26 protein-coding genes are annotated in these 24,474 nt (G+C 59.0%); 5 read left to right on the plus strand and 21 right to left on the minus strand.

The window, feature by feature from the left end; all coding sequences use genetic code 11:
• Positions 1–33 precede the first annotated feature (33 nt).
• Entirely contained in the window at positions 34–894 is an 861-nt protein-coding gene (locus tag GGQ73_RS13155; protein ID WP_183896722.1) for an LOG family protein, read from the minus strand.
• Positions 895–1,033: 139 nt separating this feature from the next.
• Between GGQ73_RS13155 and dapD the strand changes: the two genes are divergently transcribed.
• Genes dapD through GGQ73_RS13170 form a run of 3 tightly spaced genes read left to right on the plus strand, consistent with a single transcriptional unit; the run spans position 1,034 to position 3,682 of the window.
• The gene (gene dapD, locus GGQ73_RS13160; protein WP_183896723.1) at positions 1,034–1,888 is read left to right on the plus strand and encodes a 2,3,4,5-tetrahydropyridine-2,6-dicarboxylate N-succinyltransferase; all 855 of its coding nucleotides are present in this window, start codon (positions 1,034–1,036) and stop codon (positions 1,886–1,888) included.
• A gap of 17 nt (positions 1,889–1,905) precedes the next feature.
• The gene (dapE, locus tag GGQ73_RS13165; protein ID WP_183896724.1) at positions 1,906–3,099 is read left to right on the plus strand and encodes a succinyl-diaminopimelate desuccinylase; all 1,194 of its coding nucleotides are present in this window, start codon (positions 1,906–1,908) and stop codon (positions 3,097–3,099) included.
• A gap of 31 nt (positions 3,100–3,130) precedes the next feature.
• Complete coding sequence (locus GGQ73_RS13170; RefSeq protein WP_234910962.1) at positions 3,131–3,682, plus strand: hypothetical protein; 552 nt, start codon at positions 3,131–3,133, stop codon at positions 3,680–3,682.
• A 17-nt stretch (positions 3,683–3,699) separates the two neighbouring features.
• On the opposite strand, the gene truA is transcribed toward GGQ73_RS13170, so the two are convergent.
• The 3 genes from truA to def are packed head-to-tail and all read right to left on the minus strand — an operon-like array spanning position 3,700 to position 6,006.
• Entirely contained in the window at positions 3,700–4,506 is an 807-nt protein-coding gene (gene truA, locus GGQ73_RS13175; RefSeq protein WP_183896726.1) for a tRNA pseudouridine(38-40) synthase TruA, read from the minus strand.
• Complete coding sequence (fmt, locus tag GGQ73_RS13180) at positions 4,506–5,441, minus strand: methionyl-tRNA formyltransferase (RefSeq protein WP_183896727.1); 936 nt, start codon at positions 5,439–5,441, stop codon at positions 4,506–4,508. The genes truA and fmt overlap by 1 nt, the downstream gene beginning before the upstream one ends.
• A 52-nt stretch (positions 5,442–5,493) precedes the next feature.
• The gene (gene def, locus GGQ73_RS13185; protein ID WP_045230237.1) at positions 5,494–6,006 is read right to left on the minus strand and encodes a peptide deformylase; all 513 of its coding nucleotides are present in this window, start codon (positions 6,004–6,006) and stop codon (positions 5,494–5,496) included.
• Positions 6,007–6,156: 150 nt separating this feature from the next.
• Here def and GGQ73_RS13190 point away from each other — a divergent pair, with 150 nt between their 5' ends.
• Positions 6,157–7,353, plus strand: a complete 1,197-nt coding sequence (locus GGQ73_RS13190) for a DNA recombination protein RmuC (RefSeq protein ID WP_183896728.1) — start codon at positions 6,157–6,159, stop codon at positions 7,351–7,353.
• Between the two features lie 61 nt (positions 7,354–7,414).
• Positions 7,415–8,323 carry a ribokinase gene (locus tag GGQ73_RS13195; RefSeq protein ID WP_174151795.1) on the plus strand — a complete coding sequence of 303 codons (909 nt, stop codon included), beginning with the start codon at positions 7,415–7,417 and terminating at the stop codon, positions 8,321–8,323.
• Between the two features lie 268 nt (positions 8,324–8,591).
• Here the strand turns inward: GGQ73_RS13195 and trmB are convergent, their stop codons facing one another.
• From trmB to murJ, 17 genes are all read right to left on the minus strand, one after another.
• Entirely contained in the window at positions 8,592–9,290 is a 699-nt protein-coding gene (gene trmB, locus GGQ73_RS13200; RefSeq protein ID WP_183896811.1) for a tRNA (guanosine(46)-N7)-methyltransferase TrmB, read from the minus strand.
• A 108-nt stretch (positions 9,291–9,398) separates the two neighbouring features.
• Complete coding sequence (gene metK / locus GGQ73_RS13205; RefSeq protein WP_183896729.1) at positions 9,399–10,664, minus strand: methionine adenosyltransferase; 1,266 nt, start codon at positions 10,662–10,664, stop codon at positions 9,399–9,401.
• A 169-nt stretch (positions 10,665–10,833) separates the two neighbouring features.
• Positions 10,834–11,253 carry a helix-turn-helix domain-containing protein gene (locus tag GGQ73_RS13210; RefSeq protein ID WP_174151793.1) on the minus strand — a complete coding sequence of 140 codons (420 nt, stop codon included), beginning with the start codon at positions 11,251–11,253 and terminating at the stop codon, positions 10,834–10,836.
• A gap of 146 nt (positions 11,254–11,399) precedes the next feature.
• Positions 11,400–12,989: an apolipoprotein N-acyltransferase gene (lnt, locus tag GGQ73_RS13215; RefSeq protein WP_183896730.1), complete on the minus strand. Its 1,590-nt coding sequence runs from the start codon at positions 12,987–12,989 to the stop codon at positions 11,400–11,402.
• 193 nt (positions 12,990–13,182) lie between these two features.
• Positions 13,183–14,316 carry a hemolysin family protein gene (locus tag GGQ73_RS13220; protein WP_174151936.1) on the minus strand — a complete coding sequence of 378 codons (1,134 nt, stop codon included), beginning with the start codon at positions 14,314–14,316 and terminating at the stop codon, positions 13,183–13,185.
• Between the two features lie 17 nt (positions 14,317–14,333).
• Positions 14,334–14,840 (minus strand): rRNA maturation RNase YbeY, encoded by a 507-nt coding sequence (gene ybeY / locus GGQ73_RS13225; protein WP_174151791.1) that lies wholly within the window; start codon positions 14,838–14,840, stop codon positions 14,334–14,336.
• Positions 14,841–14,848: 8 nt separating this feature from the next.
• Positions 14,849–15,904, minus strand: coding sequence for a PhoH family protein (locus GGQ73_RS13230; RefSeq protein WP_174151790.1), 1,056 nt, complete (start codon positions 15,902–15,904; stop codon positions 14,849–14,851).
• Positions 15,905–15,950: 46 nt separating this feature from the next.
• Complete coding sequence (gene miaB / locus GGQ73_RS13235) at positions 15,951–17,348, minus strand: tRNA (N6-isopentenyl adenosine(37)-C2)-methylthiotransferase MiaB (RefSeq protein WP_183896731.1); 1,398 nt, start codon at positions 17,346–17,348, stop codon at positions 15,951–15,953.
• A 100-nt stretch (positions 17,349–17,448) separates the two neighbouring features.
• Positions 17,449–18,249, minus strand: a complete 801-nt coding sequence (gene olsA / locus GGQ73_RS13240; RefSeq protein ID WP_183896732.1) for a lyso-ornithine lipid O-acyltransferase — start codon at positions 18,247–18,249, stop codon at positions 17,449–17,451.
• 30 nt (positions 18,250–18,279) lie between these two features.
• On the minus strand, positions 18,280–18,708 hold the full coding sequence (locus GGQ73_RS13245; protein ID WP_174151787.1) for a Fur family transcriptional regulator: 429 nt from the start codon (positions 18,706–18,708) through the stop codon (positions 18,280–18,282).
• A gap of 66 nt (positions 18,709–18,774) precedes the next feature.
• The gene (locus GGQ73_RS13250) at positions 18,775–19,269 is read right to left on the minus strand and encodes a GNAT family N-acetyltransferase (protein WP_183896733.1); all 495 of its coding nucleotides are present in this window, start codon (positions 19,267–19,269) and stop codon (positions 18,775–18,777) included.
• Positions 19,270–19,308: 39 nt separating this feature from the next.
• A complete protein-coding gene (tsaB, locus tag GGQ73_RS13255) occupies positions 19,309–19,977 on the minus strand; it encodes a tRNA (adenosine(37)-N6)-threonylcarbamoyltransferase complex dimerization subunit type 1 TsaB (protein WP_183896734.1) in 669 nt (222 codons plus the stop codon).
• A gap of 18 nt (positions 19,978–19,995) precedes the next feature.
• Positions 19,996–20,559, minus strand: a complete 564-nt coding sequence (locus tag GGQ73_RS13260; protein ID WP_174151784.1) for a NifU family protein — start codon at positions 20,557–20,559, stop codon at positions 19,996–19,998.
• 144 nt (positions 20,560–20,703) lie between these two features.
• Positions 20,704–21,195, minus strand: coding sequence for a universal stress protein (locus tag GGQ73_RS13265; RefSeq protein WP_174151783.1), 492 nt, complete (start codon positions 21,193–21,195; stop codon positions 20,704–20,706).
• 112 nt (positions 21,196–21,307) lie between these two features.
• Positions 21,308–22,372, minus strand: a complete 1,065-nt coding sequence (gene trpS / locus GGQ73_RS13270) for a tryptophan--tRNA ligase (RefSeq protein ID WP_183896735.1) — start codon at positions 22,370–22,372, stop codon at positions 21,308–21,310.
• 100 nt (positions 22,373–22,472) lie between these two features.
• Entirely contained in the window at positions 22,473–22,880 is a 408-nt protein-coding gene (locus GGQ73_RS13275) for a VOC family protein (protein ID WP_183896736.1), read from the minus strand.
• Entirely contained in the window at positions 22,880–24,469 is a 1,590-nt protein-coding gene (murJ, locus tag GGQ73_RS13280; protein WP_183896737.1) for a murein biosynthesis integral membrane protein MurJ, read from the minus strand. Before murJ ends, GGQ73_RS13275 begins: the two co-directional genes overlap by 1 nt.
• Between the last annotated feature and the right edge of the window lie 5 nt (positions 24,470–24,474).

Here is a 24,474-nt window from a genome sequence, read left to right on the forward strand (position 1 = left end):
ATGCGGGGTGACGAAGGCAGGTTGGCACCCTGCTCAAAGCTCATAGAAATCCGCGACGATCTTCCAGGCATCGTCGGCGGTTTCGGTAAAGTGCAGCAGCTCCATATCATCTGGCGCAATCGTGCCAAAATCGGCCAGCGCTTCGAAATTGATGATGGATCGCCAGAAGGCTTCCCCGAACAGGATGAGCGGGATGGGTGCCATGCGCTTGGTCTGGATCAACGTCAGCGTTTCAAACAGCTCGTCCATGGTGCCGAAGCCGCCAGGAAAGACCACGACGGCCTTCGCACGCATCAGAAAGTGCATCTTGCGGATCGCGAAATAGTGGAAGTTGAAGCTGAGTTCCGGCGTGACATGCGGGTTGGGTGCCTGCTCGTGCGGCAACAGGATGTTGAGGCCAATCGATGGGGCACCGGCTTCCGATGCACCGCGATTGCCCGCCTCCATCACACCGGGTCCACCACCCGTCATCACGACATATTCACGGTGATCGTGCTTTTGCGATTCGCCTGCGCAAAGTTTCGCAAACTTGCGGGCCTCGTCGTAATAAACCGATGCGGCTTCCAGGTTCTTTCTCTGTGTTTCATTGCGGGCCGCCCAGGCCTCACCGCCCGGTTCGGGAATGCGCGCACCGCCAAACAGCACGACGGTCGACTTGATGCCCCGCTCTGTCAGGATCATCTCCGGCTTCATCAGCTCCAGCTGCAACCGGATGGGCCGCAATTCTTCCCGGCACAGAAAATCGGTATCGGCATAGGCCAGACGGTAGGATGGCGATGCCGATTGCGGGGTCTTGGGCAAGCCTTCGGCCTGGCGCTTGTCATCCGAACTGGATTTCAACGGATCCCAGACGCCATCCTTGCGATGCAACTTGCCATTTTTCAGTTTTGCCATTGTCCATGCCTTTCGTCTGCCCGCGCCAAATCACATTGACGCCCTTGAAACACTCGCTTAGAGCAATTGACCATGTCCGGCCAGCGGTGCGGATATTTCCCTGTATGTGACGATAGTCAGCGAAGTTTAAGGAATTCTCATGAGCATCCCCGATCTCGGCTCCCTTGAAACAATCATCGAAGCCGCATTCGATAATCGCGATAGCGTCAACATATCGACCAAAGGCGAGGTTCGCGAGGCCGTCGAGACCGCGCTGAACCTGCTCGATGGCGGACAGGTGCGCGTTGCCGAGAAGCAGGCCGATGGCAACTGGACCGTGAACCAATGGCTGAAGAAGGCTGTGCTTTTATCCTTCCGCCTGAACGACATGGACATCGTCACCGGTGGCCCTGGCGAATCCACATGGTGGGACAAGGTCCCCTCCAAATTCGAGAACTGGGGTGAGAACCAGTTCCGCGCCGCAGGCTTCCGCGCCGTGCCGAATGCCGTCGTGCGCCGCTCGGCTTACGTTGCCAGGAACGTCGTCTTGATGCCGTCCTTCGTCAATCTCGGCGCCTATGTCGATGAAGGCACCATGGTCGATACCTGGGCAACCGTCGGCTCCTGCGCGCAGATTGGCAAGAACGTCCATCTCTCCGGCGGCGTTGGCATCGGCGGTGTTCTGGAGCCGCTTCAGGCGGGTCCGACCATCATCGAAGACAATTGCTTCATCGGCGCACGCTCCGAAGTCGTTGAAGGCTGCATCATCCGCGAAGGTGCGGTTCTTGGCATGGGCGTCTTCATCGGTAAATCCACCAAGATCGTGGACCGCGCCACCGGCTCGATCACCTATGGCGAAGTCCCGCCTTACTCCGTCGTCGTGGCCGGTACCATGCCAGGCAAGCCCTTCCCGAATGGTGAGATGGGCCCGAGCCTCTATTGCGCCGTCATCGTCAAGACGGTCGACGAGAAGACCCGCTCCAAGACCGGCATCAACGAGTTGCTGCGCGACTGACAAGAGTAGACTGACCCATGAATGCCACCGATCCCGTCGCCAATCTTGCCGCTCTCATCCGTTGCCCGTCGGTGACACCAGCAGAAGGCGGCGCGCTGACACTTCTCGATACCCTGCTGACGCCGCTCGGCTTTGCGGTCGAGCGTGTGATGGCGACGGAAGAGGGAACGCCTGACGTCGAAAACCTCTACGCCCGGCTTGGCACTGACGGTCCGCATCTGATGTTTGCGGGTCATACCGATGTCGTGCCAGTGGGCGACGAAGCATCATGGAGCCATCCACCATTTTCCGCCGAGATTTCAGGCGGAGAGATGTTCGGACGCGGTGCCGTCGATATGAAGGGCGGTATCGCCTGTTTCGTCGCGGCCATCGCCCGCCATATCGAAAAGCATGGAAAGCCCGAGGGTTCGGTCTCCTTCCTCATCACCGGCGATGAAGAAGGTCCATCGATCAACGGCACCTCAAAACTTCTCGAATGGGCCGCCGCCAAGGGCGAAACATGGGACGCCTGCGTGGTGGGCGAACCCACCAACCCGGACAAACTCGGCGACATGATCAAGATCGGTCGTCGCGGTTCGCTGTCGGGCCGCATCACGGTCCATGGCGTTCAGGGTCACGCCGCCTATCCGCATCTGGCCGACAATCCGCTTCGCGGCATGTTGCAACTGACCCATGCGCTGATGGATCCGCCTTTTGACACCGGTACCGATACCTTCCAGCCGTCCAATCTCGAAGTGACGACCATCGACACCGGCAATGCTGCGACCAATGTCATCCCGGCCAGGGTGACCGCTGCCTTCAACATCCGTTTCAACGACACATGGACGGCAGAGACGCTGCGCGCCGAGATCATCCGCCGTCTGGACGAGGCCGCAGCCGATGGCGCGCTGCGCCCGGATCGTTCGCCGGTCAGATACGACATCGTCTGGGCCGATCGTCCCGCCCATGTTTTCCTAACCCGCAACAACGCGTTGATTTCGTCGCTGTCCGGTGCGGTGGCAGACGTCACCGGCCAAGAGCCGAAACTATCGACCACCGGCGGCACATCGGATGCCCGTTTCATCAAGGACTATTGCCCGGTGGTGGAATTCGGCCTCGTTGGCCAGACCATGCACATGGTGGACGAGCGCGTGGCCGTCGCAGACCTGGAAACGCTGACCCGCATCTACGAGGTCTTCATCGAACGCTGGTTCAGCCATGCCGTCGTATAACGAGATAACCCTATACGTCAGGGGCCTCTGGTTGCTGCTTCTGGGCGACCCTGCAGGCGGCCGATTGCTGGACCTGACAGATCGCGGCATGACGCGGTCGTTTTATGCGGCGCTGTGGTGCCTGCCGTCCATGGCGCTGTCCTGGTACTGGTGGCATGAGGCCTATGTTTCCGTCTTGCCGGAAGGTGTCGGCACCGGTGCCATCTTCTTCGTTCGCCTGGCGATGGTCGAAGCCATCTGCTGGATGGCGCCGCTGATCCTCATCGGTTTTCTCTTGATGGCATTCGGCGCGCGACAGAAATTTCCAGCCCTCGTCGTTGTCGCCAACTGGTTGTCGCTGCCGTTTTCCTATGCCTACGCGACGCTGATCCTGATCGCGCTGCTGGCGCCGTCTTTACAGGGGCTGATCGCCATCCTGTGGTTTTCGCTGCTGCTGACCCTGGTATTCTGCTTTTCCCGGATCGTGAAATTCTTCGTGCGGGAACAGCCTCTGCTCGTCGCGGCGCTGGTGATGACGCTCCTCATTCCCGGCATGATCCTGTCGGAACTGCTGCAACGCTTTTTAGGCGTCTATCCGAGCTGAGGCTTGCGCAGGCGGTTTTATGACGAATCGTCACCGTCATCCATTTTCTCCGTTCCCGGCCTGCGTGGCTGTATCACATCGGGATAATCGACCTGCATGAAATAAAGACCTTCGGGCGGTGCCACCGGGCCGCAGGCCTTGCGGTCACGCGCTTCAAGAGCATGTTTCACGTCATCCGGGGTGGTTGCCCCCTCTCCCGCCAATTTCAGCGTACCCGCAAAAGAGCGGATCTGGTTGTGCAGGAAGCTCTGTGCCGTGGCCCTTATCTCGATCAGGTCGCCATCGCGCGTTATATCCAGCCGGTCGAGCGTTCGCACCGGGCTCTTGGCCTGGCAGTGGACGGAGCGGAAGGTCGTGAAATCATGTCGCCCCACCAGCACCTGGGCCGCCGCATGCATGGCGTCATGATCAAGGTCCTTGGAGACCCACCATGCCCGCTTGTGCTCCAGCGTCAGCCGCGATTTGCGGGCAATGATGCGGTAGAGATAATGGCGGCGAAGGGCGGAAAAACGCGCGTCGAAATCCTCGGTCACGGCTTTGACATCCAGAACCGACACCGCCTCGCCTGCCATGGCCAGATGCGCGTTCAACGCGTTGCGCAGCTTGTAGGGTTGCCAGTCCCGAGACAGATCGACATGCGCGACCTGTCCCCTGGCGTGAACGCCGGAATCGGTGCGGCCCGCACCACGAAAACTGACGGTTTCCCTGGTCAGCGACAGGACAGCCGCTTCCAGTGCCAGTTGCACGGACGGTCCGTTGTTTTGCCGCTGCCAGCCATAATAGGGAGACCCGTCATATTCGATGGTCATGCGGAAGCGTGGCATCAGCCGAGCCTCGTTCCGACGGACACCGGTGTGCCGCGCAGAAAATCCTGGGCCAGCATCGGTTTGCCGCCGGCCTTTTGCAGACGCACCAGCCGCACGGCGCCGTTGCCGCAGGCAATGGTCAGATCATTGTCCAGAACAGAACCCGCTTCGCCCATGCCACTGGCCATTTCCGTTTCCAGAACCTTCACGCGCTCGACTTTTCCGCCGATGTCCATTTCGAACCAGGCACCCGGAAAGGGCGACAGGCCGCGAATGTGGTTGTGCACATCCTGGCTTGCCCAGGAAAAATTGATACGGGTCTCGGCCTTGTCGATCTTGGCGGCATAGACGACGCCGTCTTGCGCCTGCGGCGTCAACGGCAGATCGCCATCTTCCAGCTTCAACATCGCCTCGCGCATCAGCCGCGCCCCCGCCAGCATCAGGCTGTCGTGCAATTCGCCAGCCGTCATATTGGGGCCAATGGCAATTTTTGCCGTCAGCGCCACGGGGCCGGTGTCCAGCCCCTTTTCCATCTGCATCACCATCATGCCGGTTTCGGTATCACCGGCCATGATCGCACGTTGAATGGGAGCGGCACCGCGCCAGCGCGGCAACAAGGAGGCATGACCGTTGTAGCAGCCAAGGCGGGTACCGTTGAGGATAGCTTCCGGCAACAACAGGCCGTAAGCGACGACGACGGCCACATCTGCGTTGAAGGACTTGAATTCCGCCCTATCCTCTTCGGCCTTGAAATTGAGCGGCGTCAGAACCGGGATGCCGAGCAGTTCGGCCGCCTGATGCACGGGTGACTTCTGAAGATCCAGCCCGCGACGCCCGCCCGGACGGGGTGGCTGCGTGTAGACGGCCGATATCTCGTGGCCCGCATCGACCAGCGCGCGAAGCGTGGGAACGGAAAACTCGGGCGTTCCCATGAAGATGATGCGCAGTGCCATGTTCGCCCCCTGCCCTGCCGGCCGATCCGCCAACCCATAGACACGGGGTAGATCAGATTTTAGCGCGGGCCGCCTTGGTGAATTTCTTGATGACCATATCCCGTTTCAGGCGAGAAATGTGGTCGATGAACAGAACACCGTTCAAATGGTCCATTTCGTGTTGCAGACAGGTGGCGAGCAAACCATCGGCCTCCACCGTCTGCTTTTTGCCATCGCGGTCGATATAGCCAACCGTCAGCGAAGCTGGACGTTCCACCTCGGCATAATAATCGGGAATGGACAGACAGCCCTCTTCATAGGCCGACACATCGTCCGACACTTTGAGAATTTCCGGGTTGATGAACACAACCGGATTGCGGTCTTCGTCTTCGCGCGAGATGTCGATGACCAGCATACGGCGCGGCACACCAATCTGGATCGCGGCAAGGCCAATGCCCGGCGCATCATACATCGTGTCCAGCATGTCATCGGCCAGACGCGTGATCTCGGCATCCACCTGTTCGATGGGCTTGGATTGCTGGCGAAGCAGTGGATCAGGCAAAATAATAAGAGGTTTGATCGTCATGGCTTCCCCATAACGCATCTCATCTTTGGAGGAAACAAAAAATAAAGGCCAATATTAGCGACCGCATCGGCAACAAACCGGACTCATTTACGCCCGATAAATGTTCTTGTTTTGATCTGACGAATCACACGAAATCTGTTAGATTTGGATATGAACATCGATTTCAATGCGCTTGGTACGACAGCCTTCATGCTCGGCAGCCTTCCCATCTCGGTCGGCGCTGTGCTCGGTTTTTTGATTGCAGGGTGCTTCATCGCCGCAGCCTTCATCTGGCGAAAACCGGCTGTTGTCGATCAGTCGCGCGAGGAAATCACCGAGCTTTTGAGAACCCAATCGGAACTGCATGGCCGTATCGCCGCCATGACAGAGAGCCTCAGCGCCCGCCAGAACGAAATGAGCCAGACGCTGAACGACCGGCTGGACGGCATGTCACAGCGCATCGGCACCACCTTGACGGAGCAGACCCGCTCGACCCACGAAAACCTCAGCAAATTGCAGGAACGCCTTGCCGTGATCGATGCGGCCCAGGGCAATATTCAGGATCTGGCCAAGGATGTGATCGGCTTGCAGGCCATCCTCAACAACAAACAGACACGCGGCGCCTTTGGACAGGCGCGGATGGAGGCACTGATTGCCGACGCCCTGCCCTCCGGTGCCTATAGTTTGCAGCCGACACTTTCGAACGGCTTTCGTCCCGATTGCACCATCCGAATGCCGAACAATGCGCCGCCTCTGGTCATCGATGCGAAGTTTCCGCTGGAAGCCTGGAATGCGCTGAAGGCGGATGACGCGCCGGAAGCGAAACGGGCCGCCACCCAGCAGTTCCGACGGGACATGGAAGTGCATATTCGCGATGTCGCAGACAAATATCTCATCTCCGGCGAAACCCAGGACACCGCCTTCATCTTCGTTCCCTCGGAATCCATCTTCGCCGATATCCACCAGCATTTCGAAAATCTGGTGCAGCGCGCGCAACGTTCCCGCGTCGTCATCGTCTCGCCTTCGCTGCTGATGCTGTCCGTTCAGGTCATTCAGTCTGTTCTCAAGGACCAGCGTATGCGCGAACAGGCGCATCTCATTCAAGGCGAGGTCGCCATGCTGATGGACGATGTGCGGCGTCTGGACGAGCGGACCCGAAAATTGCAGGCGCATTTCGGGCTGGTCCAAAAGGACGTGGACATGATGCTGACCTCGTCCGACAAGGTGCTGGCGCGCGGTATCAAGATCGAAAGCCTCGATTTTGCTCCGTCGCAAAAGGAAATCGCTCATCTGGAAGCCGAGCAGTTGCGCCGGGTGTCGGACGGACGCGCCGGTGCGGCCAAGCTGAGGGTGGTTGACGACGAGTGATCCACTCGGCACAGTCGATGCCTGTTTCGCTTTTGTTTTCGCCCCTTATGGAATGACCCGCATGATCACAGTTTTCGGCTCCATCAACATGGACCTCGTTGCCATTTCCGACCGCCTGCCGAAGCCGGGTGAAACCGTGACCGGCAAGACCTTTTCGACCGCCGCCGGTGGTAAGGGCGCCAATCAGGCGCTGGCGGCGCGCCGCGCGGGCGCAACAGTGAAGATGGCGGGCGCCGTCGGCGATGATGCCTTCTCAGCCCCGGCCCTCACCCTGCTTCGTGATGCGCGGGCGGATCTCTCGCTTGTCAAGACTGTCGCCGTACCCACCGGAACCGCCGTCATCCTGATCGGCGAGGGCGGTGAGAACATGATTTCAGTCATCCCCGCCGCCAATGGCGAGGTATCGGAAGCCGATGCAGACCGTGCGGTTTCCGAGATGGCGGAAGGCGATATTCTGATGTTGCAGTTCGAGGTACCAAGCGACGCCATCGAGGCGGCGCTCGAAGCGGCCAAGGCAAGGCGCGTGACAACCATCATCAACACCGCCCCGCTGACGTCTGACGCGCAGCGGCTGTCGCGGTTGGCGGATGTCGTCATTTCCAATGAGACCGAGTTCGAATTGCTGATCGGCAAGGACCGGCTGTCGGCTGATGAGCGGGAAAAGGAACTCGCTGCCCTTCATGACAAGACCGGCCAGACCCTGATCGTCACGCTGGGTGCCGAAGGCGTCGTCGCCATCCGCAAGGGCAAGCTCGTCAAGGCCAAGGGCCTGAAGATCGAGCCCGTCGATACGGTCGGTGCGGGTGATACGTTCTGCGGCTATCTGGCGGCCAGCCTTGATGCCGGTCTCGATTTCGAAGCAGCACTCCGTCGTGCAGCCGTTGCCGGTTCGCTGGCCTGTACGCGGTCCGGCGCACAGCCGTCTATCCCAGTCGCATCCGAGGTGGATGCTAGAGCGCTTCATTGTTAAATGGAAGCAGTTCTGTTGGTTCAAACGGGATCATCCGGTTGTTCGGACGGCGCGTGCCGTAGCCATAGCATACGGCCAAGCCGTCCGAGCAATCGCAGGGTCCCGTTTCAACCAACCCGAAGGGCCGGGCATCTTTGCGCCAGGATCAAAGGCGATCGGCTCGACCGTACCTTAGGGTATGCCCTTCGCCAATCGCCTTTGCCCTGACGAAAACCTGCTCCGGCAGAACGCTCCCATTTAACAATGAAGCGCTCTAAAATCTAAAAACTCAGGTTCGGATGAAGGTGAGATAGGCGGAGCTGCGACCCTCGCGCTTCGCCTTGTTCTCGTAACGCGTGCCCGGCCAGGTATCGAAGGGCGTGTTCCAGTCGGCGGATGTCTGTGCCGTCCATTCAAAGCCGCCATGCGCCGCGCAATGCTGAAGCGTCCAGTTGATGTAGGTGTCGATATCCGAGGCGAAGCAGAACTTGGCACCCGGTTTCAGGACCCGGTGAAACCGGGCCAGATTGACATCCGACACGAAGCGACGCTTCCAGTGCTTCTTTTTCGGCCACGGATCGGGATAGAGGAGATCGATATGATCGATCGACGCATCCGGCAGCCAGTCCAGCAATTGCGTGGCGTCGTCATCATAAAGACGGATGTTCATCAGCTCACGTTCGCGCACGCTGCCCAAAAGCTTCGCCATGGAATTGACGAAGGGCTCGACGCCGATGAAGCCGGTGGCTGGGTTTTCGGATGCGCGGTGGATTAGGTGCTCTCCACCACCAAAGCCGATTTCGAGGCGAATGGACTTCACGTCGGCTGGAAAGAGTGCCGCGAGGTTTTTCGGCGGCTGAGTGTCGAGGTCCACCTTCAGCAACGGCAAAAGGTTTTCGATCGTATCGACCTGCTGGTTGCGCAGTGGCTTGCCCTTGCGCCGACCAAAAAACGCTTCCGTTGCGCGCGAACGCCGCTCTTCCGTCATTTCTACACTCTCGCACATGTGGATAACCCGCACCGCGCCTGTTTATTGCGCTGTGCGGGTTTCAAACTTTTCAGACCGTATCTCTCAATCGGCGATGATTGACAAGCCTTATGCGGCTTTCAGTGCATCCTTGAGCGGCTTGACCAGATCCAGCTTCTCCCAGGAGAACGAGCCGTCACGCCCAGCCTTGCGACCGAAATGGCCGTAGGACGATGTCTTGGCATAGATCGGCTTGTTGAGGTCGAGATGACGGCGAATGCCCGATGGCGAGAGGTCGATGACCTTGCGGATCGCGGATTCGACCTCATCTTCGCCCATTGTCCCTGTCTGGTGGAAATCGACATAGACCGACAAGGGCTGCGCAACGCCGATGGCGTAGGAGAGCTGGATCGTGCAGCGCTCTGCCAACCCTGCGGCAACGACATTCTTGGCGATGTAGCGGGCCGCGTAAGCAGCGGAACGGTCGACCTTCGTCGTGTCCTTGCCGGAGAATGCACCGCCGCCGTGCGGGGCTGCCCCGCCGTAGGTGTCCACGATAATCTTGCGGCCCGTCAGGCCAGCGTCACCATCAGGACCACCGATCACGAACTTGCCGGTCGGGTTGATGTACCACTGGCAATCGTCGGCTATCTTCAACTCACCAAGCGCTTCGCGGATATAGGGCTCCACGACGGAGCGGACCTTCTTGGAGTCCCAGCTGGCATCCAGATGCTGCGTTGAAAGCACGATGGAGACGGCTTCGGATGCCTTGCCATCAACGTAACGCACGGTCACCTGGCTCTTGGCATCGGGACCGAGCTTGGCGGCTTCGCCTTCGCCGCTTTTGCGGGCGGTGGCCAGAAGCTGGAGAATGCGGTGTGAATAATAGATCGGAGCCGGCATCAGGTCCGGCGTTTCCTTGCAGGCGTAACCGAACATGATGCCCTGGTCGCCAGCACCTTCGTCGCCCTGCTTGTCGGAGGCGTTATCGACGCCCTGTGCAATGTCGGCAGACTGTGGGTGAAGCAGCACGTCGATCCTGGCCGTCTTCCAGTGGAAACCGTCCTGCTCGTAGCCGATGTCGCGGATGGCCTTGCGGGCGGCGGCCTTGAACTTGGCAGGGTTGATGACGGGATGGCCGCTCGCATCCTTGAACACTGAACCGTCCTTGGCCTTCTTCAAAAGCGTGTCGGGAACCCGTACTTCGCCAGCGATAACCACGCGATTCGTTGTTGCAAGCGTCTCGCAGGCGATGCGCACCGTCCAGGGATCGACCCCGGTCTTGGCGGCTTCGCGGTAGATCAGATCAACGATTTCATCGGAAATGCGGTCACAAACCTTGTCAGGGTGACCTTCAGCAACGGACTCGCTGGTGAATAGGTAATTGGCACGCATGCGGGATTCCCCTCAAAAAAATGGTCATCGTTGTTAGTCACATTGCTCGAAAAAAACAAGGACACAACGACATAAATATATCTTTATATCGGAATTCCTAAATCATCCTTACGCAACAAAAAACGGCCCCGAAGGACCGTTTGTCGCTTCTCGAAACTGTTTCGATCGTTTATTCCGCGTCGCCTTCGGCGGCGAGCGCCTTGACCAGATCGACGATCCGACGGCGAACCTTGGGATCGTTGATCTTCACGAATGCGCGGTTGAGCTGCAAACCTTCGGAAGAGGACAGGAAGTCAACGACATAGTTGGAGCTGTTGGCTTCCGCCATGCCGGTGACGCTGACACCTTGGTCGCCTGGCGCATCTTCAAAGAAGAAGGAGACGGGGACGTTCAGGATGCTGGAGATGTTCTGCAAGCGGCTGGCACCGACGCGGTTCGTCCCTTTTTCGTACTTCTGGATCTGCTGGAAGGTGATGCCAAGGCTTTCGCCCAGCTTCTCCTGGCTCATCCCCAGCATCGTACGGCGGAGGCGAATTCGGCTCCCGACATGAATGTCAATCGGGTTCGGCTTTTTCTTGTTTTCTGTCATGTTGTTGTCCTGACATTCAAAAAAATCTGCGGGGTTAACGATCACACAGCCTTGCGGTCCTGAACCACAGGATTGTCATTATTAGCAACATATCATGTGCGTTGTGTAACCTAACACAAGCACTATGCAATTTTAGGGGTTTTTGGTCAATTCTTACGATCAAACAAACCGAGCCGCGCAATTATCGCGATAACGAGTAACGTGAAAAAGAACAACCAAAAGTGAAGTTGTCTCATATCTGTGGTGATTGCGCCAGTAGCGGCACGACCTAAAGTAGAATCGATTATTCCTTTTTGACCGTAGTCCAGACCTGCGACAATTTGTCCCATGGGGTTTATGAAGGCCGAAATGCCGGTATTGGCTGCGCGAATCACAGGGATGCCGGTCTCGACGGCACGGATTCTGGCCTGCTGAAGATGCTGATAGGGACCGGGCGTGTTGCCGAACCAGCCGTCGTTGGTCACGTTGACGATCGCTGCGGATGTCGCGATATCATCAGGCACGTCGCCAGGGAAGATGATTTCGTAGCAGATGAAAGAATGAAGCTTCTTGCCCGAGGGAAGCGTAATCGGGTTTCTGGTCACGGCAGGCGAAAAACCGCCCGGCAGGCTGATGAGATTGTTGATCCCGATCTTGCGCAGCACGTCCTCGAACGGCACGTATTCCCCGAACGGGACGAGATGGACCTTGTCGGTCGCACCGATGATCTGGCCTTCGCTGTCGATGGCATAGACGGAGTTGTAATAGCGTGGTGCGAGCCCCGTCCCAGCATCTTCCATTCGCACGGCACCCGTCAACAGGATCTGGCCGTCTTCCAGCGTCTTGGCGATTTCGGCCAAGGCGTCGGGGTTTTGCGTCAGGATAAAGGGAACGGATGTTTCCGGCCAGACGATGATATCGGGCCGCTTGTGGCCCGGCGATGGCGGCAAGGAAGATAGGCGCAAATGCGCGTTGAAGATTTCCGTCCGATCGGTGTTGAGCATCTTCACCGACTGGTCGATCCCCGGCTGGACGATCCTGACCGTCAGGTCGTCGGTGACAGGCGGCGGTGGCTGGTTCAGGCGGTAAGCGCCATAGCCCAGGTGCAACGCCATCATGGTGGCTGCAATCGACAGTCCTGGGAGAAGTCCTTTTTTCGTGCCCAGCAATGCTGGACTGGAAAACACAAAGACTGCCAACATCGACATGCCGAAAATACCGATGAGATTGGACGTCTGCATCATGATCGGGATCGGCATGATGCCATAGCCGACGGCATTCCACGGAAAACCGGTCAAAATGAAGCTGCGCAGCCATTCCATCAGCCCGAACGCGGCGGCCAGCGCTGCGATGCGGCCCCAGCCATCGGACCACAACAGGTTGGCCAGCATGGTGGCCACGCCGTAGAAAATGGCAAGGCAGGCGGGCAGTCCGAAAATGGCGAGGGGTAACGCCCAGGCGAATTCGTCGGCTTCCAGCAACAAGGCATTGCCGAGCCACCAGAGACCGGCCACGAAATACCCGAAACCGAACAGCCAGCCGACGATGAAGGTTTTCCAGCCACGCGACCAGCCACCGCCCTCGGGATGACCGGTGGTGCCGTCGATCAGCCAGACGAGCAGCGTGAAGGATACGAAAAGGGCGGCAAAAAAACCGATGGGCGGCAGGGCGAGCGCACCGAATGCGCCCGCAAGAACTGCGACGCAGATCCGGCCAAAACCACTGCCCAACATGATCTTGCCCGCCAGTCGTTCCATGCAGTTTCCACCTTATAAAGAGGTACCGTCTAACACTCATGACCGGGGAAACGACACCGTGTGCCCAACGGGACTTACTGCAAAAGACGCCGCGCGTCCACTGCGCTCGATGCAGATGCGCAAGGCCTGAAACAACGAAGACCGCAGGTGATTTGCCCTGCGGTCTTCGTCGTTTCAAATGGCCGTGATCCGCTTAGACCGGCGCGTTATCCGCACGGCTCGGAGATGGCAGCGCCAGCACCACCTGGCTCGCCGCATCGGCGGGTGCCTGGTCGTCCTCGCCCTCGGAAGACTGGTTGCGCACGATGCGGACACCCTTGATGCGTCGGGAATCGGCGTCGAGAATATGGAACTCGAAACCCGGGACGGCACGAACCACTTCGCCCTTGACCGGAATGCGGCCCAGCGCAAAGAAGATCAGTCCGCCCAGCGTATCGATTTCCTCTATATGTTCGCGAACATCGAAATCATGCCCGATGACATCGGCAAGCTCGGTCAATTCGGCGCGCGCATCGGCTATCAGAACATCATCCGACAGGCGCGAGAACATCGTCTCGTCCTTGTCATGCTCGTCGTCAATGTCGCCCACCACCATTTCAACGATGTCTTCGTGGCTGACGAGGCCATCCGTCCCGCCATATTCGTCGATGACGAGAGCAAGCTGCGTGCGCTGTGCCTGCATGGTCTTCAACAGGGTCGACGCGAGCATGGATGACGGCACGAAGAGGATTTTGCGGACGAGACCGGCATCTGCAAGCGTCTGCTCCAGATCGACGCGAGCCAGATCAAAATTCGCCCGTGGGGATTTTGCCGCCCGCGTTCCCTCGACCGCCGCAGCGCGCGAGCCGGCGCGACGCTTGTTGCGGGCCTGCTTGCCAATGAAGGCCAGCAGGTCGCGGATGTGGATCATGCCTTTGGGGTTGTCCAGCGTCTCGTCATAAACCGGCATGCGCGAGCGGCCCGTCTCTTCAAAGAGAATCATCGCTTCGCCGACCGTCATATCCTGATCCAGCCCGTCGATATCGACACGCGGAATCATGATGTCTTCGACGTGAACTTCGCGGAACCGCAGGATATTGTTGAGCATCGCCCGCTCTTCGGGCGTGAAGGCTGCACCGATTTCGGTGTCCGTCATCAGCGCGTCGGTAATGTCTTCCCGGAGACGCTCGCCTTGCGACGGCTTCAAGAGCCGCGAGATTCGAGACCAGAGGGATGCCCTGGGTTTAAAATGATACTCGGATCGTGAGGGACTACTGCCTTCCTCCGATGAGGATTGTTCCCCGGTATCTTTGCCCTCGAGGGGCGGTCGTGCCGAATGTTCGTTCATGGTCCCAGACTGTTTAATCAAAGCGGTTCCTGTCCCGCATAGGGATCAGATAGACCAAGCTTGGCCAAAATGCGAGTCTCAAGCTCTTCCATTTCTTCGGCATCCTCGGCGTCGATGTGATCGTAACCGAAAAGATGCAGAAATCCATGCACCAGAAGATGGGTCAGATGATCATCGAAACTCTTCTCGAGATCAAGCGCTTCACGCTCCACGGTTTCACGCGCGATGACGATATCACCCAGCATCGGCCCCGGCATGCCGCCGGGCTCCAGCGGATAGGCCGGGAAGGACAGCACATTCGTTGGCTTGTCCTTTTCGCGCCACTCCGCATTGATTTCCCGGATCGACGCGTCGTCGGTAAAGACCAGCGACAGCTCTGTGGTATCCTTGGGAAACGGCTGCTGTTCTTCCGCTTTCAAAAAATCGACAGCCGGGTCCAGGACCCGGCTGACAAAGGCGAACAGCTCGTCTTCCGATGGCCAGGCCTCAGCCTCGACGCTGATCTGTATATCCAGTGCGGTCATGTCTTGCGTCAAATGCCTCTTGGCAGGCTCTCGTCCGGTACCGCCGTCTGGGCTTCATAGGCGCGGACGATCCGTGCGACCATCGGGTGGCGAACGACGTCCACGTCCTTGAAGCGCACCACGGACACGCCTTCGACATCCGTGAGGATTTGCAACGCGTCCACAAGGCCGGACTTCATGCCGCGCGGCAAATCCACCTGGCTCGGGTCGCCCGTCACGATCATGCGGCCGTTTTCACCCAGACGCGTCAAAAACATCTTCATCTGCATCGTCGTGGTGTTCTGCGCTTCGTCGAGAATGACGACCGAATTGGCCAGCGTGCGTCCGCGCATGAAGGCCAGCGGCGCGATTTCGATGACGCCCGCCTGAATGGCACGCTCCACCTTGTCACCGGGCATCATGTCGTAAAGGGCGTCGTAAAGTGGACGCAGGTAAGGATCGACCTTCTCCTTCATGTCGCCGGGCAAGAAGCCCAGGCGCTCACCGGCTTCGACCGCCGGACGTGACAGGATGATCCGATCCACGACACCGCGCTCCAGCAATTGCGCCGCGTGCGCCACAGCCAGATAGGTCTTGCCGGTACCGGCCGGTCCAACGCCGAAGACGAGCTCCGACTGTTCCAGCGCCCGCATATAGACATCCTGCGTCGGCGTGCGGGCAGCGATTGTCTTCTTGCGGGTGGAGATCTGCGCCATGGAGACCTTGGCCTTGCGCTCCATGGTTGGCAAGATCAGCTGGTCGTCGGCTGCCATGGCCATCCGAATGGCCCCTTCCACGTCAGACACCTCGACCGTCCCGCCTTTTTGCAGGCGCTCGTAAAGGGTGTCGAGTGCGCGGCGCGCCTGATTGGTGGCGACGAGTTCACCGGTGATGGCAACGGAGTTGCCGCGAGGGCGCGCGTCAATCTTCAGACGCTGTTCCAGCAATTTGAGGTTCTGATCGAACTGACCGAATAGCTCTCCGGCTATCCTGTTATTCTCGAACGTGAGGACGAAGTGATTGGCGTCGGTCGCGGCTGGGCGTGGCTGGCGCGATGAGGGTGATACCAATTCGTGTGCGTTCAAGCGGTCAGGCTCCCGTCCTAATCAGTGTCGGTTCCTCACTCTAGCTTTATGCCACCTCGGCAAACAAGCTGTTTGGACCCGTTGCGGTGATTCGTACATGAATAATGTCGCCGATTTTCATGTCATTTGCATCAAGATTCACAGATTGCAGCCAAGGAGATCGTCCAATCAACTGGCCGGGCATCCGACCCGGCTTTTCCAGCAGCACATCCATGGTCTTGCCGACCAGCGATCCGGCAAATTCGTGCTGCTGTTTCAGCAGGAGAGCCTGTAGTCGCTCCAGCCTTTCGGCCTTCACGTCTTCGGGTACCTGATCGGTCAGATCCGCTCCCGGCGTGCCGGGACGTGTCGAATATTTGAACGAAAAGGCCTGCGCGTATTTCACCTCTTCCACCAGCGCCAGCGTATCGTCGAAATCACGATCCGTCTCGCCGGGGAAACCAACAATAAAGTCTCCGGACATGGCAATATCAGGGCGGGCACTGCGAATTTTTTCGATCAGCCTAATATACTCCTCGCCGGTGTGTCGGCGGTTCATGGCCTTGAGGATCCGGTCGGAGCCGGATTGCACCGGAAGGTGAAGATAAGGCATCAAAACGCGCAGATCGCGATGCGCCTCGATGAGCCGGTCGTCCATGTCGCGCGGGTGGCTGGTCGTATAACGCAGGCGGGCGATACCGGGGATCTCGGCCAACCGGTAGAGCAATTCGGCAAGGCCCCATTGCTCGCCCTTCGGTCCCGTCGAGCGCCACGCATTGACGTTCTGGCCCAGCAGCGTGATTTCGCGCACACCGGACTGCGCCAGCCGCGTCGCTTCATCGACAATCTGCTGTACGGGCCGCGAAACTTCCGAACCACGCGTGTAGGGCACCACGCAGAAGGTACAGAACTTGTCGCAGCCTTCCTGAACCGTCAGAAAAGCGGTGACGCCACGCGCCCGGATCTTCGCAGTTTCGGCGACCGGCAGGTGCTCGAACTTGTCTTCGACGGCATATTCGGTCTCGATCACGCGCTCGCCGCCGCGCACCCGCCGCAGCGCTTCGGGCAGACGATGGTAAGTCTGTGGGCCGATCACCACGTCGACTGCCGGCGCACGGCGCAGAATTTCCTCGCCCTCGGCCTGGGCCACGCAACCGGCAACGCCGATCACGAATTCGCGACCCTGCTCTTCGCGGGACTTCTTCATATCCCGCAGGCGTCCAAGCGCGGAGTAGACCTTCTCGGCGGCCTTTTCCCTGATATGACAGGTGTTGAGCAGAACCAGATCCGCCTCACCCATATCCTCGGTCGGCACATAGCCGTCCTTGGCCAGCGCGTCGCTCATGCGCACGCTGTCATAGACATTCATCTGACAGCCATAGGTCTTGATAAAGACCTTGCGGCTGTTTGCACCTTCGCGAAGAGCAGTCGGGGCGGCCTCGAGGCCGATCGTTTCCTGGGTCATGGCCGTTATCTAATGATTTTAAGCGCCACATTAAACAGAAAAATGCGCGATCGCGAACGTCTGAGCGAAAACCGGATCGCAGCATCGGAAAATCCCGGTCTCAACGTGGCTTTCGCCAGCCGCCGCGCAAGCTGAAGCCCAGCATCGCACGAAGAGACATCGTCGCTTGAACGCTCAATGCCTTTCGATTATCCCCACGACGAAAGGGGATCGTCTCGCCAAAGGACACATCGACATCGATGGCCCCGGCTTTCAACAGGCCAAGCAGCGACGGCACCAGCCCGACCGTTCCCGGCCAGGCCGCGACCGGGCGGTGGTAGCGACCCATCGCCATGCCGTAAATGCCGGTATAGGCGATCGTGACCGGCTGGACATGTACCAGCTCCCCCGGCACCTGCTCGGCCGCACTCGACGCTGCGCCGAAGAGGGAGGATTTGACGGGCAAAATCCGGTTGCCGTCAGAGGTCGTTCCCTCGGGAAAAAGCACGACGATTTCACCGTCCGCCAGACGTTGCGCAATCTCGTTGACCTGCGCGCCCGCGCTTCGTTTCTGCTCCCGCGCAATGAAGATGGTTTTCTGCAATCGCGCCAGAACACCGAAGACCGGCCAGTCGCGCACTTCCGTCTTGGCGATGAACGCCACATCGGCAACGCTGCCCAACACCATGATATCGGTCCATGAGACATGGTTGACCACCAGGAGAAGAGGCTTGGCGGTTTCCAGCCTGTCATGGACATGCACCTTGATGCCCAGCGCGTGGCACGCAATCCGGTGCCAGTATCGTGGCAAGCGGCGTCTGAGCGGGAGATCGAAGCAGAGACCAATCAGTTGCACGGGTAAAAGAACAAGTGTCGCCACCGTCAGGACGACGGTCAGATAGATCACCCGCAACCACATCATCGCTTCATCCGCTTTGTGGCCTTGTCTGCTTCAATTGTCTTCAGGCTTTAGAGGCACACCATAGAGCTCAAGACGGTGATCAACCAGCCTGAAGCCATGTTCACGCGCGATTTTTTCCTGCAAGGCTTCGATCTCGGGCGAATGAAACTCGATCACCACGCCATGCTTGAGGTCGATCAGGTGATCGTGGTGTTCTTCCGGCATCGTTTCGTAGCGCGAGCGGCCATCGCGGAAATCGTGCCGCTCGATGATACCGGCATCCTCAAACAGCTTGACCGTGCGATAGACCGTGGAAATGGAAATGCGCGGATCGACTGCGGAAGACCGGCGATAGAGCTCTTCGACATCGGGATGATCAACGGATTCCTGGATGACGCGGGCAATCACGCGACGCTGGTCGGTCATGCGCATACCGCGCTCGGCACACAGTTCTTCCAGGGTTTTCGAGATATCTATCACGTCGTTTAGGCTTTCAACTGCTTCCGTTGGGTCGCCCTGAGGCGCTGTGCTTGGTCTCTACACGACCTAGCGAAGATCACGCCGCATGACAAGCGCCGTCGACTTCGTGCCATCCTTGGCTGTGTAGTAGGCCTGCCGTTCGGCGACCGTTTCGAAGCCCAGTTTTCTATACAGACCGATGGCACCAGCGTTGCCGCCATCCACCTCCAGAAACATGGTTTCAGCGCCACGCATCATCGCTTCGCGCATGACCGACTGCATCAGCCGCCAGCCCAGACCGGAGCGACCGAACTTGTGGCTAACGGCAAGGGTCAGGATTTCCGCCTCCCCGCCCGCCTCCCGTGACAGCACGAACCCGCCCATCGGTTTGCTGAAGAATGCATTGGTCTGGCGCGCGACAGCACCAAACACACTCGATTGTCCCAGCAGGCCGGCAAATTCTGCGTCACTCCATGGACGCGGAAACCGCTCATGGTGGAGCGTGGCCACATCGGCGCAATCAGCGTGCTCCATGGCAAGAACTTCGAAAAAGGGTTTCCAGCTGAGATAATCGTCAAACATGTCAGGGAATCATCCGCATCAGGGTATGAATTGCCCGTATCAGGCTACCGGGCGACGTTCCAGTGCAAATCCTGTCTGCGGTTTGGCGTCGGGTCCGCGCAGGTAGAGCGGCGCGGGTTTGGGCACGCCCACCGGCTTTGTCGCAGCCACGCGGGCTACGGTCGCAATCGCGAACCGATCCGGCCCTGACCCGGTCTCGCCACCGGCCAAAAGCGGGTGAGCCGAGCCGATGATAGTGCCAGCGAACCCTGAAAGGGCTGCTTTCGCGTCCTCCAGAGACAGCAATGCCGCATCGCTTGAGGGCGCGCCATCTGCCGCGAACGTCTGGAGATAGACCTCACCGCGCTTAGCATCGAGGCCGACCGCAACCGGCAGACCGGGATTTTGAGACAGGTGATGGGCGGCGAGCGTTTCCAGCGTGGTGATGCCCACTGCCTCGACACCCAAAGACAGCGCAAAGCCGCGTGCTGCGGCAACACCGACGCGGATGCCCGTGAAGGAACCGGGCCCAATGGTCACAGCGATCCGCTCTATGGCATCGAGCGTCACGGATGCCTCGTTCAAGGCACCGTCGATGATGCCCATCAGAAGCTCCGCATGGCCCTTGCCGATGTGTTCTGTCACCTCACCCAGCACCGCGTCCGCCGCACTGTCATAAACACAGGCAGAACAATCCACGCCGGATGTATCGATGGAGAGAATCAGCATGAGGAAAGCTGCCCTTGATCAGACAGCCTCGACCTCTTGCACTTCAGGAACGAAGTGGCGCAGCAGGTTCTGAACGCCGTGCTTCAACGTCGCCGTAGAAGACGGGCAACCCGAACAGGCGCCCTTCATGTTGAGGAACACCGTACCGTCGCGAAAACCGCGGAAGGTGATATCGCCGCCATCCTGCGCAACGGCGGGACGCACACGCGTTTCCAGAAGTTCCTTGATGGTGGCGACGATTGTTTCGTCACCAGCCTCGAAGAACTCTTCTTCCTCATCCGATATCTCAGCCGAGACCGCCGTTCCCATCAACGGGCGCCCGGACATGAAGTGCTCCATGATCGAACCGAGAATCGCAGGCTTGAGGTGCTGCCATTCGGCGCCGTCCTTGCTCACGGTGATGAAATCGAAACCGTAATAGACGCCGGTGACGCCCGGAATTTCAAAAAGCACAGAGGCCAGCGGCGAGGCCTGCGCTTGCGCGGCGTTCAGGAATTCCGCCGTCCCGCTTTCCAGAACGACCTTGCCCGGAAGAAATTTCAGGGTGGCCGGGTTCGGTGTGGATTCCGTCTGAATGAACATAGTGATCTCCCTCGGGACGAGCACGAGCCATCCCGGAATTTAGAATACTTCCAAAGTATGCCGGACGAAGCCTGACTTCAAGTCCTGACATGATAAACCCATTCAAGAAATAAGCATATCCTGTTCAAGCCGATATCGTCGGCCTCAGCACAGCGCGTCGATTTCCTCGTCGGTCAAGCTATCCGGCAGAACCGTCACCGGAATGGGAAACGCCGTACCGCGTCCGGCGATGGACGACACCAGCGGGCCGGGACCTTCCTTGGTGGAACCGGCTGCCAGAACGAGAATGGCGATATCGCGGTCTTCCTCGATCAGCCCGTGAATCTGCTCGGCGGCATTGCCTTCGCGGATCACCATTTCCGGCTCCGACCCCACATTTTCACGCACCTTTTGTGCGACCTTCGCCAGCGATGCCTCCGCTTCCTCACGCGCTTCGGCACGCATGATCTGCTCGACACCCAGCCATTGCTGGAAATCGCCGTCCGGGATCACATAGAGAAGCACGAGCGCGCCATTGGAATTCTTTGCGCGGCGACCGGCATAATGAACGGCCCTTTCGCATTCGGGCGTCCCATCGATGACCACCAGAAACTTACGGCGGTGTCCTTCGAGACGCGAAAGCCGTTTCGATACCATTGCGTTCTCCTGTCTTCGCCGTCATAGCCAAAGCCGCCCGACGGCTCGGGCGGACTTTATATCAAATTCCAGGATTAAAACATGCTCTTGCGCGCAGGAAAATCTCGTCGCCTCAGCGCAGGAAACCGATGATGTCGCGCACCTCGTTCATGGTCTTTTCGGCGATTGCGCGTGCTCGCTCGCCACCCTGTTTCAGGATCGCGTCGATATGGCTGACATCATCCAGCAGGCGGCGCATCTCGCTATTGATGGGAGCGAGAACATTGACCGCGAGATCGACGAGTGCGGGCTTGAAGGCCGAGAACTGCTGGCCGCCGAATTCCGCCAGCACGTCCGCCTTGGTCTTGTCCGACAGAGCCGCATAGATGCCGACCAGATTTTCGGCTTCCGCGCGGCCTTTCAATCCCTCGATTTCACCTGGCAGCGCGTCCGGGTCGGTCTTGGCCTTCTTGATCTTGCGCGACAGCGTGTCGACATCGTCCATCAGGTTGATGCGCGACAGATCGGAAGGGTCGGATTTCGACATCTTCTTGGTGCCGTCCTTCAACGACATGACACGCGGCGCAGGGCCGCCGATCAACGGTTCCACCATCGGGAAGTAGGCGTGAACCGGTTCATTGCCGACGGTGATGTCAATGCCGAGACCGGCATTGCGAATATTGTCGCTGAAATCGATGTTGAACTTCTGGGCGATGTCGCGCGCCAGTTCCAGATGCTGCTTCTGGTCGTCGCCAACCGGAACATGGGTCGCACGATAGACCAGTATGTCGGCGGCCATGAGGCTTGGATAGGCCAGCAGTCCCAGCGAGACCTGCTCGGCATTCTTGCCGGACTTGTCCTTGAACTGCGTCATGCGCTCCATCCAGCCGATGCGCGCCACGCAGTTGAACACCCAGGCCAGCTCCGCATGTTGCGGCACGGCTGACTGGTTGAAGACGATATGCTTGACCGGATCGATGCCCGCCGCGATGAAGGCCGCCGCAATCGAGCGCGTCTGCGCCTTCAGATCAGCATGGACCAGCTGGGCGGTAATGGCGTGCATGTCCACGACGCAATAGATGCAGTCATTGTTGTCCTGCAAAGCGACGAACTTGCGGATGGCACCAAGATAGTTGCCCAGATGGAGGTTTCCGGTGGGCTGGACGCCCGAGAAAACCAGCGGCTTGAATGTATCCATGATCATCCTCGAAAAGGCTTGTGGAGGGCCTTGCCTCTTGTTTCAAATTGGCCGCGCTTATGCACCTGCAAAACTATCCGATCAAGGGGTTTGCATGAATTCAACGCGCAGGTTGCAACAGATCCCATTTGTTACCATAGGAGTCTTCAAAAACCGCGACCGAGCCATAGGCCTCGTGACGCGGCTCCTCCAGAAACCGGATGCCCTTTGCGGTCATCGCTGCAAAATCACCGGCAAAATCATCCGTATGGAGAAAGAAGCCAACGCGTCCTCCTGTCTGTTTTCCGATGACGTCGTTTTGCTGCGGACCATCTGCCTGCGCCAGCAAAAGACCCGCGCCCTGACTTGCCTTGGGCGCAACCACGACCCACCGTTTTCCATCGGGAAGCGGCGTGTCGGAAACGCAATCGAAGCCCAGCAGGTCGCAGTAAAAGGATTTCGCCCTGTCATAATCGTCGATGACAAGCGTTACCAATGCGATGCGTCTGGAAGAAGAAAAATCCGACATCAGCCCTCCTGCTCTTTTTCCGCAGGTTTCGACTTTCGCTTCAATCCCCTTTTGACCATGCCGAGACTGGCACCGCCTGACAGAAACGCCAGACCGAAATAAAGCACCATGGCCGCAAAGACGAGAGCAAGCAGCGTTCCGGCCCTGACCGCGATGGAGGACGCAGACGACAGCTCATAGGCGAGATAGGCGAGCGCATAGTGGATGGCGATGGCCATGACAGCTGCTGCAAACAGAAGCCGTGGAATGCGGGTCAGAAGCGGAATATCGAGCTTCCAGTGGCCTCGCCAGAGCAGCATGCCGAACAGCAGCGCGGCATTGACCCAACCAGCTGTGATTTCAGCTGTCGCGATGCCCGGGCCGCCGTGGGTCGGAAACAGCGTGAGCGCCATCGATATGTTGACGACAACCGAAATGGCCGCAAAGATCATCGGTGTGCGGGTGTCTTCCCGTGCGAAAAAGCCCGGAATGAACGCCTTGATCAGCACGAAGGCGGGCAGGCCGAGACCGTAGATGCCGAGAATTTCAGCCACGGTGCCAGTGGCGGACGCGGAGAAGTTGCCGCGCTCATACAGAAACCGCACGATAGGTTCTGCCATCACCAGAAGAGCGGCGGCGGCAGGCAGCGTCAGAAACATGACGAATTCGACCGAGCGGTTCTGCAGATTGGCCGCTTCCACCTGATGTCCACCACGCAGCGCGCGGGCGAGCTCCGGCAACAGCACGGTCGCCACGGCAATGCCGACGACGCCAAGGGGTAGCTGATAGATACGGTCCGCATAGGCGAGAGACGAGATGACGCCTTCCTTGCCGGATGCGATATTGGTGTTGATCAGCAGGTTGATCTGGGTAATGCCACCGGTAATGGCGGCGGGCAGCGCCAGCACCAGCAGGCGTTTGACGTTGCCGGTCATGCGCGGGCGCCGAAAGCCGATCTTGATGCCGGCATTGCGCACCGCAATCCAGACGATGGCAAGCTGGACGAAACCGGCCGCCATCACACCCCAGGACAAGGCATAGCCCACCTGAAGCGGATCGAAGCTCTTCCACCAGGCAAAACCCAGCACGCCGATGAGAATGATGTTGAGGAACACGGGCGCGATAGCCGCTGCAAAGTAACGATGCAGCGAATTCAGCATGCCGCCCATCATGGCCGCCAGCGACATGCAGGCGAGATAGGGAAACATGATGGTCGCGAGACGCACGGTGTTGTCGAACTTGGTCGGGTCCTCGACAAAACCCGGCGCAATGACGGTTCTGACGATGAACGGCATCGACAGCTCCATGAGGATCGTCAGCGCCATCAGCACCGTGAAGAGGACACCGAAGACCTCCTCCGAAAACCGTTTCGCGCCCTCCATGCCGTTGGCCTCGATTTCCTTGGCAAACAGCGGCACGAAGGCCGAGTTGAAGGCACCTTCGGCAAACAGGCGGCGGAAGGTATTGGGAAACCGGAAGGCGGCGTTGAAGGCGTCGGCCACCGGCCCAGTTCCCACGGCAGCCGCCATCAGCATTTCACGAACGAAGCCGAAAAGCCGGCTCCCCAGCGTCGCGGTGCCGACGGTTGCGAATTTCGCGATCAGACCCATGGTTT

Source organism: Rhizobium skierniewicense, assembly GCF_014196515.1.
In the GTDB taxonomy this organism is placed as follows: domain Bacteria; phylum Pseudomonadota; class Alphaproteobacteria; order Rhizobiales; family Rhizobiaceae; genus Agrobacterium; species Agrobacterium skierniewicense.

What these genes read in the sequence shown, in the direction of transcription:
- def (WP_045230237.1), bottom strand. Translation starts at nt 6,006, where the DNA reads ATGACGATCAAACCTCTTATTATTTTGCCTGATCCACTGCTTCGCCAG.
- dapD (WP_183896723.1), top strand. Translation starts at nt 1,034, where the DNA reads ATGAGCATCCCCGATCTCGGCTCCCTTGAAACAATCATCGAAGCCGCA.
- GGQ73_RS13195 (WP_174151795.1), top strand. Translation starts at nt 7,415, where the DNA reads ATGATCACAGTTTTCGGCTCCATCAACATGGACCTCGTTGCCATTTCC.
- truA (WP_183896726.1), bottom strand. Translation starts at nt 4,506, where the DNA reads ATGCCACGCTTCCGCATGACCATCGAATATGACGGGTCTCCCTATTAT.
- GGQ73_RS13210 (WP_174151793.1), bottom strand. Translation starts at nt 11,253, where the DNA reads ATGACAGAAAACAAGAAAAAGCCGAACCCGATTGACATTCATGTCGGG.
- trpS (WP_183896735.1), bottom strand. Translation starts at nt 22,372, where the DNA reads ATGGATACATTCAAGCCGCTGGTTTTCTCGGGCGTCCAGCCCACCGGA.
- GGQ73_RS13275 (WP_183896736.1), bottom strand. Translation starts at nt 22,880, where the DNA reads ATGTCGGATTTTTCTTCTTCCAGACGCATCGCATTGGTAACGCTTGTC.
- dapE (WP_183896724.1), top strand. Translation starts at nt 1,906, where the DNA reads ATGAATGCCACCGATCCCGTCGCCAATCTTGCCGCTCTCATCCGTTGC.
- tsaB (WP_183896734.1), bottom strand. Translation starts at nt 19,977, where the DNA reads ATGCTGATTCTCTCCATCGATACATCCGGCGTGGATTGTTCTGCCTGT.
- GGQ73_RS13250 (WP_183896733.1), bottom strand. Translation starts at nt 19,269, where the DNA reads ATGTTTGACGATTATCTCAGCTGGAAACCCTTTTTCGAAGTTCTTGCC.
- GGQ73_RS13265 (WP_174151783.1), bottom strand. Translation starts at nt 21,195, where the DNA reads ATGGTATCGAAACGGCTTTCGCGTCTCGAAGGACACCGCCGTAAGTTT.
- olsA (WP_183896732.1), bottom strand. Translation starts at nt 18,249, where the DNA reads ATGATGTGGTTGCGGGTGATCTATCTGACCGTCGTCCTGACGGTGGCG.
- GGQ73_RS13260 (WP_174151784.1), bottom strand. Translation starts at nt 20,559, where the DNA reads ATGTTCATTCAGACGGAATCCACACCGAACCCGGCCACCCTGAAATTT.
- GGQ73_RS13190 (WP_183896728.1), top strand. Translation starts at nt 6,157, where the DNA reads ATGAACATCGATTTCAATGCGCTTGGTACGACAGCCTTCATGCTCGGC.
- GGQ73_RS13155 (WP_183896722.1), bottom strand. Translation starts at nt 894, where the DNA reads ATGGCAAAACTGAAAAATGGCAAGTTGCATCGCAAGGATGGCGTCTGG.
- GGQ73_RS13220 (WP_174151936.1), bottom strand. Translation starts at nt 14,316, where the DNA reads ATGAACGAACATTCGGCACGACCGCCCCTCGAGGGCAAAGATACCGGG.
- trmB (WP_183896811.1), bottom strand. Translation starts at nt 9,290, where the DNA reads ATGACGGAAGAGCGGCGTTCGCGCGCAACGGAAGCGTTTTTTGGTCGG.
- murJ (WP_183896737.1), bottom strand. Translation starts at nt 24,469, where the DNA reads ATGGGTCTGATCGCGAAATTCGCAACCGTCGGCACCGCGACGCTGGGG.
- lnt (WP_183896730.1), bottom strand. Translation starts at nt 12,989, where the DNA reads ATGGAACGACTGGCGGGCAAGATCATGTTGGGCAGTGGTTTTGGCCGG.
- fmt (WP_183896727.1), bottom strand. Translation starts at nt 5,441, where the DNA reads ATGGCACTGCGCATCATCTTCATGGGAACGCCCGAGTTTTCCGTTCCC.
- ybeY (WP_174151791.1), bottom strand. Translation starts at nt 14,840, where the DNA reads ATGACCGCACTGGATATACAGATCAGCGTCGAGGCTGAGGCCTGGCCA.
- miaB (WP_183896731.1), bottom strand. Translation starts at nt 17,348, where the DNA reads ATGACCCAGGAAACGATCGGCCTCGAGGCCGCCCCGACTGCTCTTCGC.
- metK (WP_183896729.1), bottom strand. Translation starts at nt 10,664, where the DNA reads ATGCGTGCCAATTACCTATTCACCAGCGAGTCCGTTGCTGAAGGTCAC.